The sequence below is a fragment of the Bacillus sp. Cr_A10 genome (assembly GCF_029222665.1).
Taxonomy (GTDB): domain Bacteria; phylum Bacillota; class Bacilli; order Bacillales_A; family Planococcaceae; genus Psychrobacillus.
The window spans coordinates 763,043-775,998 of sequence record NZ_JARHXR010000009.1 but is presented as its reverse complement, the minus strand read 5'-3'; the positions used below and the strand labels follow the sequence as shown (position 1 = coordinate 775,998).

The 12,956-nt window shown below is 35.7% G+C and carries 15 protein-coding genes; 11 read left to right on the top strand and 4 right to left on the bottom strand.

All coding sequences use genetic code 11. The features are described from left to right. Window positions 1-145: 145 nt before the first annotated feature. From P2Q73_RS11120 to P2Q73_RS11085, 8 genes are all read left to right on the top strand, one after another. Window positions 146-565 carry a hypothetical protein gene (locus P2Q73_RS11120; protein ID WP_275786986.1) on the top strand — a complete coding sequence of 140 codons (420 nt, stop codon included), beginning with the start codon at window positions 146-148 and terminating at the stop codon, window positions 563-565. A gap of 134 nt (window positions 566-699) precedes the next feature. Beyond that, window positions 700-1,035: a hypothetical protein gene (locus P2Q73_RS11115; protein WP_275786983.1), complete on the top strand. Its 336-nt coding sequence runs from the start codon at window positions 700-702 to the stop codon at window positions 1,033-1,035. 37 nt (window positions 1,036-1,072) lie between these two features. Beyond that, window positions 1,073-1,651 (top strand): SCO family protein, encoded by a 579-nt coding sequence (locus P2Q73_RS11110; protein WP_275786980.1) that lies wholly within the window; start codon window positions 1,073-1,075, stop codon window positions 1,649-1,651. 16 nt (window positions 1,652-1,667) lie between these two features. Then, window positions 1,668-2,405 carry a hypothetical protein gene (locus P2Q73_RS11105; protein WP_275786977.1) on the top strand — a complete coding sequence of 246 codons (738 nt, stop codon included), beginning with the start codon at window positions 1,668-1,670 and terminating at the stop codon, window positions 2,403-2,405. Between the two features lie 34 nt (window positions 2,406-2,439). After that, complete coding sequence (locus P2Q73_RS11100) at window positions 2,440-2,730, top strand: hypothetical protein (protein ID WP_275786975.1); 291 nt, start codon at window positions 2,440-2,442, stop codon at window positions 2,728-2,730. Between the two features lie 18 nt (window positions 2,731-2,748). Next, entirely contained in the window at window positions 2,749-3,060 is a 312-nt protein-coding gene (locus P2Q73_RS11095; protein ID WP_275786972.1) for a hypothetical protein, read from the top strand. Beyond that, on the top strand, window positions 3,057-6,701 hold the full coding sequence (locus P2Q73_RS11090) for a multicopper oxidase domain-containing protein (protein ID WP_275786969.1): 3,645 nt from the start codon (window positions 3,057-3,059) through the stop codon (window positions 6,699-6,701). Before P2Q73_RS11095 ends, P2Q73_RS11090 begins: the two co-directional genes overlap by 4 nt. Before the next feature lie 69 nt (window positions 6,702-6,770). Beyond that, window positions 6,771-7,478, top strand: a complete 708-nt coding sequence (locus P2Q73_RS11085; protein ID WP_275786967.1) for a hypothetical protein — start codon at window positions 6,771-6,773, stop codon at window positions 7,476-7,478. A gap of 49 nt (window positions 7,479-7,527) precedes the next feature. Here the strand turns inward: P2Q73_RS11085 and P2Q73_RS11080 are convergent, their stop codons facing one another. After that, complete coding sequence (locus tag P2Q73_RS11080) at window positions 7,528-8,025, bottom strand: hypothetical protein (RefSeq protein ID WP_275786964.1); 498 nt, start codon at window positions 8,023-8,025, stop codon at window positions 7,528-7,530. Window positions 8,026-8,304: 279 nt separating this feature from the next. On the opposite strand from P2Q73_RS11080, the gene P2Q73_RS11075 reads away from it, so the two are divergent. Next, a complete protein-coding gene (locus P2Q73_RS11075; protein ID WP_082355197.1) occupies window positions 8,305-8,427 on the top strand; it encodes a YjcZ family sporulation protein in 123 nt (40 codons plus the stop codon). A 395-nt stretch (window positions 8,428-8,822) separates the two neighbouring features. On the opposite strand, the gene P2Q73_RS11070 is transcribed toward P2Q73_RS11075, so the two are convergent. Together P2Q73_RS11070 and P2Q73_RS11065 are read right to left on the bottom strand one after the other, a co-directional pair. Beyond that, on the bottom strand, window positions 8,823-9,242 hold the full coding sequence (locus P2Q73_RS11070) for a universal stress protein (protein ID WP_275786961.1): 420 nt from the start codon (window positions 9,240-9,242) through the stop codon (window positions 8,823-8,825). A gap of 12 nt (window positions 9,243-9,254) precedes the next feature. After that, window positions 9,255-10,682 (bottom strand): SulP family inorganic anion transporter, encoded by a 1,428-nt coding sequence (locus P2Q73_RS11065; RefSeq protein ID WP_275786959.1) that lies wholly within the window; start codon window positions 10,680-10,682, stop codon window positions 9,255-9,257. A gap of 92 nt (window positions 10,683-10,774) precedes the next feature. On the opposite strand from P2Q73_RS11065, the gene P2Q73_RS11060 reads away from it, so the two are divergent. Then, the gene (locus P2Q73_RS11060) at window positions 10,775-11,326 is read left to right on the top strand and encodes a recombinase family protein (protein WP_275786956.1); all 552 of its coding nucleotides are present in this window, start codon (window positions 10,775-10,777) and stop codon (window positions 11,324-11,326) included. Between the two features lie 25 nt (window positions 11,327-11,351). Here P2Q73_RS11060 and msrA read toward each other — a convergent pair whose 3' ends face one another. Then, window positions 11,352-11,867: a peptide-methionine (S)-S-oxide reductase MsrA gene (msrA, locus tag P2Q73_RS11055; RefSeq protein WP_053592126.1), complete on the bottom strand. Its 516-nt coding sequence runs from the start codon at window positions 11,865-11,867 to the stop codon at window positions 11,352-11,354. A 121-nt stretch (window positions 11,868-11,988) separates the two neighbouring features. On the opposite strand from msrA, the gene P2Q73_RS11050 reads away from it, so the two are divergent. Beyond that, on the top strand, window positions 11,989-12,933 hold the full coding sequence (locus P2Q73_RS11050) for an LCP family protein (protein WP_275786954.1): 945 nt from the start codon (window positions 11,989-11,991) through the stop codon (window positions 12,931-12,933). Window positions 12,934-12,956 lie beyond the last annotated feature (23 nt).

Sequence of the window (12,956 nt, the reverse complement as noted above, 5' to 3'; positions counted from 1 at the left end):
TAGTGTATGAACAAGGGATAAAAAGAGTTAAAGAGGTAGGACTGCTGATTTGTCAGAATGCTTACTTACTAATATCTCAAACAGTTTTATATAGGACACGTTTCGTTTTCGTCTTATATTACATAACGTATGTAGAGGTGGGGCTATGGAACATACTAAAATCTTGCTTTTCCTGTATATAGATGTCTGTTTAATTATTGGTTTTTATATGTACTTACGAAAAATCAAGAAACTAATTGGTTTTCAATTAGGGATGAATATAAGCGTTGTTATGGGAGGCATGATTTCTTTATTATTCGGAGTACTTCTAATAATGCAATTTCCTTTTCATTTCACATTAATTACCATTATAGCCACGTCGTTAGGAATGATAACGGGGGGATCATTTGGAAAGTTATTCGATTATCAAACATTTGTGACAGGCTTAACAAATGGAATGCTCGTAGGGTTGATGTCGCCGATGATTGGAACAGTATTAGAAATGCCAACCGTGTTTGTTTGGTTCATGCATATTTTTTTTGTTTTAAGTTTAATGACAATTTTTATTTCAATAAAAAGGTCGTGATGTAATCCTTGCTACTCATCATGATTTTATTTACGTGGAATCTAATTGAATTAGGCTTTGTTTATAGAATTTTCAAAAAGAAACATTGGATTTTCGATGATCGATTTATAAAGACAATGTGTATGGCCATAACCATGAGTTCTTCATTTGTCTTAGCACTTTATCTTGAACTATTGCTTCCTTCCATAGAAAGAGTTTTTTCTCTTCTTCCTGTATTAATTGGATTATTCATTGGGTGGAAATTTAGTGCAATCATGAAGGCTCCTGCTACACTGATTGGTATTTATAATGGCGCAATGGGCGGAATAATGGGGACAATGCTAGGAGCTGTTCTAAAAAATCCTGCACTCTGCAATATTCCGATAGAGTCAGAAACGATGATTGCAACAAATATGTATAGTATTACTATTTTTGCTGCTTGTCTTCATGCGCTCATAAGTCATTTCATCCGTTATTCGTTTAAAGTGTAAATAAACTTTTTTCGCAAAAAGTTATTTGGAGGGACTAATGAAAGTATTTGTCAGTATTTTCATATTAGTTATAGGTTTTATAGCATTCTTTTTCTTATGGCCAAAATCAATTGATTTACCAAATATCGGTAAAGTTAAAGAGTGGAAACTGTCTGAAGTGAGTGGAAATGATATGTCCATAGAGAAAAAACCAAAGCTTATTTCTTTCTACTATACTAATTGCCCGGATATTTGCCCTACCACCATGATGGACCTAAAAAAATTGCAACAATTAATGAATGAAAAGGGGATATCTGAAGACCAGTATATTATCCTATCTGTCACGCTGGATCCAGAATATGATACAAATAAGCGAATCCTGGAGTATAAAAATTTATTTGAAATATCAAGCCCTAATTGGTTGTTTTTAAGAGGCTCAGAAGAAGATACAAAAGAATTAACTAATAACTTCGATTTTTACTATAAAAAAGATGAGAATGGATTTCTTACTCACTCCACCTCCATGTATATTGTGGATTCAAATGATCAAATTAGAGCTCATCATGACATGGCGATAGGTAATAAACGAGTGAATATAGAAGAAATTGCAAATCATTTACAACAGCTAATAAAGTGATTGGGGGGAATCATTTATGGATGAAGAGTTTGTGAAAATAGAAAAGATCACACAAGCAGAGGAACGATCGAAGAACCCTCCATCTTTTTCGTCTCCCACAAGTGCAGTTTCTATAGAAGAAACAAGAATTCTTACAGAATTTAATAACCAGAAAAATTTATTTAACGTGGTCTCTCAAGATGAAACACGCAGGAAGCCTCTTATTCTAAAACAATTTTTTAAAATGAAACGAAATCAAGAAGTAGTCGTTTCTTCCATTATCGAAAAAGATGTATATATAACAACAGAAGGAAAAGTCGCAACGATTGGAAGAGATTTCATAATGCTAACGAACCTTAAAAAAAGAATTTGGATTCCTTATACTGCAATCGAAGCTGCAAATATCCCTTTCGGTTTTCCTTCCTATTCCAATCCCCATCAACACTTTATATATGATAACCAATTACAGCAAAAGCTCGTTCTTCAATTTGGAGAAACAGTGGCTAAAAAGGATGCACTAATTAGACAGTTCTTTGAAGAATCTCTACGAACAAATCTTAATTCATGGGGTGGACTGTGGGTAGAAGTGAAGACAGGTGAGAAAATATTTCTAGGAAAAATAACAAAAACAACCAAAAAAGAGCTATTCCTTCGTATGTTCAAGACAGAAAAGAGAATCTCACTAAATGCGATTCGATACGTGTCTACGATTGGTCTGTTTCCTTTATGGAGTAATATGTTGAAGTCCTATTTTAAAAAAAATGATATAAAATGAAGGGTTTTGAAATTTAATTATAGGAGGCTTTTTATTGGATCAAACGGAAGATAAATTATATTTGGAATTAAAAAAATGGATGGGAGAAGAAGTGCTTGTAATTACTGAGGCAGTACAACTTAACTTATTGGGGCAAGTATTTCGTCCCGTTTTTTCAGGAACAATTTCTGACGTCTATCAAGGGCATATAACGCTGTCACCTGTCATTATCAAAATGGTGAATGCGCCTTTTTATAGATTTCCATTTCCACTTAGTATTCCACTTGAGCAGATTGTATCTTATTCAACTGAAGTACCTAGTGACTTGGTGTTCCCATTAGCATAATTGAGGAGGGATGCGTGAATGACTAACCAGAACAAAGCTAGTAGTATAGTTAATGACTATCGAGAAGTAGCTCTAGTCAATCATTTTACTAAAAATATTGGACGAAGAGTGTTTATACTGACAGAATCATTTCCATTTATGTTTATCGGAAAAATTAAAGATGTACTTGGAGATATAGTCGTAATGGATGTGCAAACGACATCGGTACCTGCTTTAGAGGGGAAAGAATGGTATGTGCATATCGACTCAATTGATGTGTTCTATATTGAAACGGGGATTGGAGCAAAAATTCCTCATTTAAAAGATAATTCGGATGGGGAAGAAATATGAAGAGAAGGTACCACGTAATTGCTATTCCAATTCGAATAGTTTTGAACTCATTTGGTGACCACAATCCAAATGGAATGATGTATGTATTAAAAGAGAATGAACAGAAAGTAAAAGAATTAGTCAAAAAAAATCCATTCTCAACAGTTGATCTCGTTCAACCTCTTGTAATTAGGGCGAATGAAGGAGAAACAGTGGAAATTTTACTCGAAAATAAACTGCCATTTAACATTGGGATGCATTTTCAGCAAGCGGAGTATGAAGTGGATCGAGCAGACGGAGCGAACGTTGGGTTAAACGAAGATAGTACGGTAGCTCCTTTAGATTCCATTTTATATCGAATAAATGCTGTAAAAGAAGGAACGTATTATTTTTCTGATTTAGGTAATCCTTCAAGCGGTCAAAATGGTTCCAATTCAAATGGTCTGTTCGGAGCATTGTTTGTGGAGAAACGCTTTTCCTGGTGGACAGATCCTGAGACCGGGAAGCCGATGAATAGTGGAGTGTATGCTGATGTTCATCATCCGCTTTTACCCTCATTCAGGGAATACGCATGGATATTTCATGATGAAATGGAAGTAGACGATTTAACGGGGAATCGACCAATCAATCATTTAACTAACCAGGAAGAGGAATCATTTCATGGGGCTAATTATAGATATGAGCCGATAAACAGACGTCAACAACTAATTGCAGAAGGTGTTGTTGGTCCGAATACGGAGGGGGAAGAAGTCCATCATGATTCATGGGTATTTGGAGATCCATCCACGCCTATTTTGCGAGGTTATGTTGGAGACCCAGCGAAAATCCGAGTCATGCATGGTGGCACACAAGAAACCCACGTCTTTCATTATCACGTTCATCAATGGTTGAGCGATCCGCAAGACCTCAACTCTGAAATTTTTGATGCACAAGCTACCAGTCCGCAGTCACATTACACAATTGAGCCTCTTTATGGGTTAGGTAGTTTGCAAGGGTCTTTTGGGGATGCTATTATTCACTGTCATCTTTATCCACATTTTGCTGCTGGAATGTGGGGATTGAATCGTGTTTTTAATACACTTCAGGATGGAAGTCAGTGTTATCCAAATGGAGTTCCCATAAAACCTTTAAAGCCATTACCCGACCGAAATGCACCGCCAAAACCGACAAAATTAAAACCTGGATTCCCTAATTTTATTCCTGGTAAAGTTGGATTTAAGGCACCTCGTCCACCGCTTGGTATTAAAGGTGGGCGTGGACTAACAGAGTTAGAACGTCACGCTGCTATTAACAATCCTAGACCCGGAGCAGTATTTACAGATCCTTGCCCTGAAGGGACACCGGAGAAGGAATTTAACATCTCAGTAATCGAGCTGCCGATTATATACAATAAACAAGGTTGGCATGATCCAAAAGGAAGAATTTTTGTTCTCGACGAAGATCTAGAAGATGTTTGTTCAGGAAAAAAAGAACCAGAACCACTAGTGATTCACGCTTCAGCACATACTTGCTTTCACATTAATTTTACGAACAAATTACCCCACATTCTCGACGGTGATGCATTTCAGCTCGTCACAAGAACTTATGAAACTGGATTTCATATCCATTTTGTAAAATTTGATGTTCTTGTAAATGATGGAGGAAATGTCGGATGGAACTATGATTCCTCTGTATTACCCGGAGAAACAATACAGTATTCCTATTACGCAGATGTTGAGTTAAAAGCATGGTTTTTCCATGATCATTTATTTCCAAATGCTCATCAGCAACATGGAGTATTTGGATCTGGAGTTGTGCATCCGCGCTTCTCGAAATTCATCGATTCAAATTCAGGAGAGAAAGTCGTTCATGGAACACAAATTACTACTGTCAATCCATTAATTCCTGATTATCGTGATTTTTCTTTATTTGTCCAAGACTTCACTATGCTGTTTGATAAAAATGGAAAACCGCTCCAACCACCAAAATTTCCAGGTTCTGAAGATGACCCCGGACTATTTGGAGTAAATTATAAGAACGAGCCACTGCAATTTCGTTTAGGACCTGACTGCGATCCAGCTTATTCCTTCAGTTCCTTCGTGAATGGTGATCCGATTACACCAATTTTTAAAGCATACGAAGGTGATTCGATTCGTATACGGCTACTTCAAGGAGCTCAGGAAGAATCACACAGTTTTAATGTTCATGGACTTACTTGGCTTAAAGAGAGAGGCAGTTTGAATTCTAAGTTGGAAGATCAACAGCATATCGGTATTTCAGAATCATTTACTCTGGAAACGTTTATCCCTCGAGCTGGAGATTATTTATGGGCATTCGAGACAGAAGAAGACTTATGGAATGGACTTTGGGGATTGATTCGAGCATTTGACGAAAAAGTACCAGATTTAATACCTTTATCAGATCGTCCAGAGCCATTAAAACGGTCGAAACCACTACCTGAATGTGAAGGAAAAAAGCCACCGCAAGCTGAAAATCCTGTTCTTCATATGGATGTAAACGGACCAATTTGCTACTTTGACATTGTCGCTTTCCAACTTCCTATTACTTACAACGATTTCGGAGATCACGATCCACATGGAATTATTTTTTCATTAAAGGAAGATATGGATGATATATTAAAAGGCACAAAAAAGCCGGAACCTTTAATCATACGTGCCAATGTTGGTGATACAGTAGAAGTTTCTTTAACAAGCATGTTGAAATTAGATCTATTCCCCTTCAAAGATGGTATATACCCTTATCCTGAAGTGAAAGAGCAGGCATTTTATCCTCCATCCTTGCGGATCTCGCTTCACCCTCAATTGATTCAGTATGATGTGAAAACTTCTGCAGGAGAAACAGTAGGTTTCAATGGAGACCAAACGGTTGGACCAGGAGAAAAAAGGGTGTACAGATGGTGGGTGGATTCTCAAGTAGGAGCTTGTGGGATGTGGGATATGGCGGACATACGTAATCATAAATCACAAGGGGCATTTGGTGCCTTTATTGCAGAACCACGGGGAACAAAATATCTGGACCCATATACACTAAAGCCGGTTAAATCAGGAGCTAATGTTATATTGCGCAATCCTTTCTTACCGGATATTAGAGAGTTTGTTATGATTATGCATGATGGAGTGAGGCTGCTTGATAAAAACGATCAGGTTATTCTCGACCCAATTGCTGGAATTCTCTTGCCTCCGTCAGATGCTGAAGAAGAAGTAGTTGATACGTATGATCAAGGATCGAGGGGCTTTAACTATCGAAGTGAACGATTAATCAACCGTTATAAAAAACATCCTTTAGTGCATGATGTATTTAGTTCACATGTATTCGGTGACCCGGCTACCCCACTGTTTGAAAGCTATGCAGGGGAACCGGTGACAATTCGGTTAGTTACGCCTGCAGAAAGAAGAAGATCGCATACTTTTCATCTTCACGGCCACCGCTTTCGCTTTGACGTAAAGGATATTGATTCCAGAACAGAATCATTCGTTGGATTCAATGTCGCAGGTGCTAAACGAAACTTAGAATTGTTAGGCGGAGCCGGAGCATATGGAAATTTCCCAGGAGACTATATGTACCGTTCAGGAAATATTCAATGGGATATAGAGCAAGGCATGTGGGGGATTATGAGAGTCCACGATGAGGAAAAAGAACACTTACCCCCGCTAGATCAATAGGTAATTATGAGAGAAGAGATTTTTCTTCTCTTTTTTCTACATAAACACTAGGAGAAAGGTGGTGAGAAAATGGAAATAGAAAAGGATATGGATTGTTTAATACTTGAACAAGAACAATCTAAAGATTTATGTTTTCCAAAAGATTGTTGCCCCGAACGATTCCCTTCACCAAAACTTCCATCCCCAACGGACTGTCTACAACAAGGAGATCTTAAAAAACTTCAGGAAGAGATTAGAGATGCAAATGAACTTCTTTTGGATCTTGCTTTAGCTGATGAACGCCCTCCAGAGGAAACATTTCAAAAAGCATTTGATGGTTTGATTGGTTTACGAGTTGAAATAACAAATTTGCTAGGTGAAAAAATCGAGGGAACCGTAAACTTAGCTGGATATAATTTTGTTGTCCTTCGAGAAGAAGAAATGATTATCATTGTTCCTTATAGTCAAATTGAGACTATCAAGCCCTATGGTCGGTTTGCAGAGCTTTACCATGACCCAGAACTGAGTGAGATAGATCCATGCTTTAGACGGGATTTAACATTTCACTTTGGTGAAGTAGTTTCTTCTTCCCCAGAATTGATTCATTTATTTTTCAGAATCCGTTTAAATATCTATTTACTTAACATGAAAGAAAAACGATTTCAAGTGAAAATAGAAGAATCACTAGTTGAGGGATTTCTTGTAGATGTAAATAAAGAAACGATTGTTTTAAAAATGGAAGAAGAAATTAACATCATCCCAATTGGTAAGATCACGCTTATTACAATAAATTCTTAAACAAAAAAGTCAGCAAGTGAAATTTCAAATTACTTGCTGACATATTTTTTTAAAAAAAGATTTGATGGTTAGAACTTGATAATTTAACATGTACAATTTTATCGATGGAAAAAATCCACGTTTTACCTTTCCTATGATGTCTTGTTTCAGACTCATTTAGTTTATTTTCTTCTGCTGGCGATTCCTGTGTTAACTCTTTGTCCAAATCTTGTAATGAATCCTCCACTATTTCATCTACTTGCACTTCAATAAAATTAGATCCAACAAAGACAATCATCCCCTTAATTATATTCCCGTTATCTAACTCGAACTCAGCTTCGCGCCACAGTTGCTGACTTAGTCGGAAGTTAAGCCCACCTTGTAAACCAGCCAATCGGATTTTAAAATCAGTGCCGCATAAATCTTCACGGCAAAGGTTACAGTGACAAGTTCTGCAATATTCATTGTGGCAACACCGCTTGCATGAACAGTTTTTGTGTTCCAGGCAGTTTTTTTTGTTATGGCATATTTTTTTGCAGTTACAATTCAAAGAATAATGTTTTTCCATGTATAATCCTCCTTTCCTCTTAATGTAGTAGCATATGAGTTTTCAGATGTAATAAATGGTTAGTAAACCTAAATCTGCATACACTCTATAAACAAAAGGAAGAGTGGATTCCTTAATTAGTTGAAGGTGAAAAATGTTTTATGAAAGTAACAACCACAAGTAGAAGAGTGCACCATTAAAGCGTTTAAATTAAATACTCCGATATTAGGTAAATAACCTTATCAATAACATAATCTTTTCATAATCTATAAATAGTAATATGAAAGGAGGGGGTATAAGATGTCTGGATACGGTGGAAGTGGTGGATACGGCGGATACGGTAATAGTGGATCGGGCTTCGTGTTGATTGTTGTGCTGTTTATCTTACTAATTATTGTAGGAGCATCTTTTATTAAGTACTAACAAAATTTGATGTACATTATTTGAATTGTTCAAGAGAGTTTCACTCTAACAAGTATAGCTCTTAATAGTAGTGGGCAATTTGTCTGTATTATCGTTTTTAGAGAGATGTTTCATTTTAATTAGTATAAAATAATATCGATACAAACCCATTTTGTATCTTCTCTTCAAAAAAATCGATCACCTCTCCAGTGAGTTGGTCGATTTTTTGAATCGTTTAGCGGCAGCTATCTTATCTTTAGTTGTACATTTAGCATAAAAAAATACACCTCCAATTGTGAGATCGTGTCTAACAATTGGGGTGTAATTCATGAAGAGGTGCTCTTTGACCTAATCACCCGTACATATTGATGTGCATTCGCCATTGATCTGTATTCGTTAATCTTTTTCAAAAGTATCTATTTTACGATAAGCGCAGGACAGTGAACACGTTTCATCACCTTATGACTTACACTACCTAGCACCATTTCTTGTAGATTATTAAGACCTCTACTTCCTATAATAACAAGATCAACATTTTGTTCATTTGCTTGTTTAATAATTTCTGGTCCAGGAGTACCGTGGAGAATGGACACTTTGTAAGCAATATTATTTTTCTTTAGCAGTTGTTCGATATGAAATAATTTTTGTCGACGAGTAACTTCCAAAGCTTCAGGTGAACCAACATGTAACATTTCTGTTTTTACTTTTTCGAAGTCTGCAACATAGACGACTTCAACAAACGAGTCTTCTGTGCATCTTGCAATTTTGACCGCTTCCTTTGCAGCACGTAGAGCATTTTCAGAGCCGTCAGCTGCAAGTAAAATATGCTTATACATTAATATCCCCCTTTAGTGGTTAGGTGATAATCCTAACAATATATTATATAGTTTTTGACTAGATGCATTTAGACCTACGATTTCAACAGTCGTCCCTTTATCTTCTAATTTTCTTGCAACTTTCAATACACTACCAACTGCAGATTCATCCCAAAGATTGCTGTTTGTAAAGTCGATTTGAATCTTTTTGTCTTCAATATTTTCAAAAGCTTTGATAAAACTTTCGGTTGAGGCGAAAAACAATTGACCTTCTACAATAAATCTTCCATTACGTTCAATTACACTTATTTTAGAAATATTTGCAACAAAGAAAATAGCACTTAATAAAACACCAGCTATGACACCCTTTGAAAGGTCATGAGTTGCAACAACAATTATTACTGTTGAGAGCATCACAAAAGCATCTGTTTTCGGTGCTTTGATAATATATTTAAAGGAGCCCCAATCAAAAGTACCGATGCTAACCATAATCATAATACCTACAAGAACAGGCATTGGAATTTTTACAACAAGATTCCCTAACACAATTATTAAAAACATTAAAAAAAGTCCTGCAATAAGTGTAGAAAGGCGTCCTCTACCGCCAGATTTGACATTAATGACGGATTGTCCAATCATTGCGCAACCAGCCATTCCACCAAAAAAACCATTAATGAAGTTTGCAATTCCTTGACCACGCGCTTCCTTATTTTTATCACTTTCTGTATTCGTCATATCATCCACAATAGATGCAGTTAACAATGATTCAAGTAAACCTACAATAGAAAGAGCAATGGAATAAGGGAAGATGATAGCCAACGTTTCAAGATTGAAAGGGACATTCGGTATTAAAAAGTTAGGTAAAGATTGTGTTAGATTTCCTAAGTCACCTATTGTCTTAAGTTCTGCTCCACTAGATATTGCAACAAATGATAATAAAACAATCGCAATAAGCTGGGCGGGAATTGCTTTAAAAAAGCGAGGTACTACATAAACAATTACAAGAGTTATCGCTACATAAATATATGTTAATGTATTAATACCTATAAAATGAGGAACTTGAGCCATAAATATTAGAATTGCAAGTGAATTTACAAAACCAATCATTACGGCATTGGGAATAAATTTCATTAATTTTGCTATTTTAAAAACACCAAATAATATTTGAATAACTCCAGTTAAAATGGTCGCTGCAAGTAAATAGTCCAGACCATGTTCTTTAACTAGTGGCACCATAAGAAGAGCCATTGCTCCTGTTGCTGCTGATATCATCCCAGGTCTCCCACCAACAAATGCTATAATGACTGCTATACAAAAAGACGCATATAAACCTACCATGGGATTAACACCAGCGATAATTGAAAAAGCAATAGCCTCTGGAATTAGCGCAAGAGCTACAACGATGCCCGAGAGTATATCACCACGAATATTTCCAAACCATTGTTCTTTGATCGTTTGCATGTTAAAACTCCTTCGATTAAAATTGACTAAAATATCATAGCACGCATATTCCTAAAAAGGAACCTTTATGAGACTGATTTGAGGCGATAAATATGATTTATGGATACAAAAGACCTTTGTATAACGACGAAGATTGTATAGAACAAACCAAAAAATTAAATGATTTTCAAGTAAGTTATGTTTTAAAAGAGAAACACGGCTCACCTAAAAAAAGGGAGGCCTTAGAAGAATTATTGATGACAATGCAAAAAGGGGATGTAATCGTAGTTGAAAAATTCATCGTTCTTGCAGATACTTTGCATCACTTAATGGAGTTATTAAAAATAGTAAAAAAAGATGGAGTATCTATTCGATTTATTGATGAAGAGTTATCAAGTGATCAAGTTTTGGAGGAAAGTTTGTCAACTATTTTGTCGTACTTCATACGGTTTCATTCTGATATTATTAAACAATCAACGAAGCTTGGACTAGAGACCGCAAAGAGCCAAGGGAAAAGTTTAGGACGTCCCAAAAAATCAGATGAAAATATTAAAAAAGCTATTGAAATGTACCATAGCAATCATTACACATTGTTAGATATTAAAAATGAAACAGGCATTAGTAAATCAACATTGTATAGATACTTAGAAAATACGGAAGTATAAAAAAGAGAGCTAGCAAAGCTAGCTCTTATTTCCAGTTTTTCTCTATAAATTCGTCTCTGCCAGATTGGGCTCTGTCTTCTTTGTAATGATTCGGACTCTTTTTATAAAAATCCTGATGGTACTCTTCTGCTTCGTAAAAAGTCTTTGCTTCTCGAATGCTCGTTACAATTGGCTTTGAAAATTTACCGCTTGCTGCAAGTAATTCCTTCGATTTTTCAGCTTGCTTTCTTTGCTCCTCTGAATGTACGAAAATTGCTGTAGTGTAACTTTCACCGCGGTCTTGAAATTGACCTCCAGCATCTGTTGGGTCTATTTGTTGCCAATAAATTTCTAGTAATTGTTCATAAGAAAAAACTTCAGGGTTGAATTGAATTTCTACAACTTCTAGATGACCCGATTCACCTTTTTTAACATCTTCATATGTTGGATTTTCTAAATGCCCTCCCATATAACCAGATGTCACTTTATGTATACCATCCCATGAATCAAACGGTTTTACCATACACCAAAAACAGCCGCCTGCAAAAGTTGCTTTTTCTATCAAATTTACCCCTCCTAATCTTCTAAAACTTATTCTATCATTTCAAGTAACGATGCACAAAAAACTGAAACTAAATGTTTCAAAATACGTTATTATTATAATATGAAGGAGAGATTTTAGGATGGATGAAATTCAAGAAAAACAAACAAGGCGAAAGCGCAAAAGAAAACTTAGATTAGGTAGAGTTTTTATTTCTTTATTAGTAGTAGTCATATTAGTTGGGGGAGTATATTCTATTGTTCAATATAATATTGGATACAAATTAAGTAGCAATAATAGTAATAATAATCCTTCAGAATTTAAGGGTGATGTACTTGCTTCTGGGGAAAGGGAAAATATTTTAGTTCTCGGTGTGGATTCTCGTGGACAAGATAAAGCTCGTACAGATACTATGATGATTATTTCTTGGGATAAAAAGGAAAATGATGTGAAAATTATTTCTTTTATGCGAGATATATATGCAGATATACCGGGGCATAAATCATATAAACTAAATACTGCCTATTATTTAGGAGAAGTTCAATTATTGACAGAAACACTCAAAGGAATGTTTGATATACCAATTCATCATTATGCGCTTATTGACTTTAGCAGTTTTGAATCATTGGTAGATATAATTGCTCCTGAAGGGGTGCCGATAAATGTTGAAAAAGATATGTCAGAAAAAATTGGTGTTTCTTTAACGAAAGGCCAACAGAACCTAAATGGTAAAGAATTGCTTGGTTATGCAAGATTCCGCTCTGATGAAGAAGGAGATTTTGGAAGAGTTTCTCGTCAGCAAATCGTTATTGAGGCATTAAAGGATGAAATGCTTTCTTTTCAAAGCTTACCGAATGTACCCAAATTTGTAGGTGCTATGGAGGGTTATATAGAAACAGACTATTCTAAAACCGATAAGGGAAAACGAGTGATTGATGCTATTATAAGTGGAAAGCTTGAAATTGATAAATTATCGATTCCAGTGGAAGGGTCGTATTCCTTTAATAGCTATTCTCATGCTGGTTCTGTTATTGAGATTGATACAGAAGAAAATAAAACAGCCATTACGAAATTTTTAGAAAAGTAAATCGTATACGTTGCTAAACTTTT

What these genes read in the sequence shown, in the direction of transcription:
- P2Q73_RS11120 (WP_275786986.1), top strand. Translation starts at nt 146, where the DNA reads ATGGAACATACTAAAATCTTGCTTTTCCTGTATATAGATGTCTGTTTA.
- P2Q73_RS11115 (WP_275786983.1), top strand. Translation starts at nt 700, where the DNA reads ATGAGTTCTTCATTTGTCTTAGCACTTTATCTTGAACTATTGCTTCCT.
- P2Q73_RS11110 (WP_275786980.1), top strand. Translation starts at nt 1,073, where the DNA reads ATGAAAGTATTTGTCAGTATTTTCATATTAGTTATAGGTTTTATAGCA.
- P2Q73_RS11105 (WP_275786977.1), top strand. Translation starts at nt 1,668, where the DNA reads ATGGATGAAGAGTTTGTGAAAATAGAAAAGATCACACAAGCAGAGGAA.
- P2Q73_RS11095 (WP_275786972.1), top strand. Translation starts at nt 2,749, where the DNA reads ATGACTAACCAGAACAAAGCTAGTAGTATAGTTAATGACTATCGAGAA.
- P2Q73_RS11090 (WP_275786969.1), top strand. Translation starts at nt 3,057, where the DNA reads ATGAAGAGAAGGTACCACGTAATTGCTATTCCAATTCGAATAGTTTTG.
- P2Q73_RS11085 (WP_275786967.1), top strand. Translation starts at nt 6,771, where the DNA reads ATGGAAATAGAAAAGGATATGGATTGTTTAATACTTGAACAAGAACAA.
- P2Q73_RS11080 (WP_275786964.1), bottom strand. Translation starts at nt 8,025, where the DNA reads ATGGAAAAACATTATTCTTTGAATTGTAACTGCAAAAAAATATGCCAT.
- P2Q73_RS11075 (WP_082355197.1), top strand. Translation starts at nt 8,305, where the DNA reads ATGTCTGGATACGGTGGAAGTGGTGGATACGGCGGATACGGTAATAGT.
- P2Q73_RS11070 (WP_275786961.1), bottom strand. Translation starts at nt 9,242, where the DNA reads ATGTATAAGCATATTTTACTTGCAGCTGACGGCTCTGAAAATGCTCTA.
- P2Q73_RS11065 (WP_275786959.1), bottom strand. Translation starts at nt 10,682, where the DNA reads ATGCAAACGATCAAAGAACAATGGTTTGGAAATATTCGTGGTGATATA.
- P2Q73_RS11060 (WP_275786956.1), top strand. Translation starts at nt 10,775, where the DNA reads ATGATTTATGGATACAAAAGACCTTTGTATAACGACGAAGATTGTATA.
- P2Q73_RS11050 (WP_275786954.1), top strand. Translation starts at nt 11,989, where the DNA reads ATGGATGAAATTCAAGAAAAACAAACAAGGCGAAAGCGCAAAAGAAAA.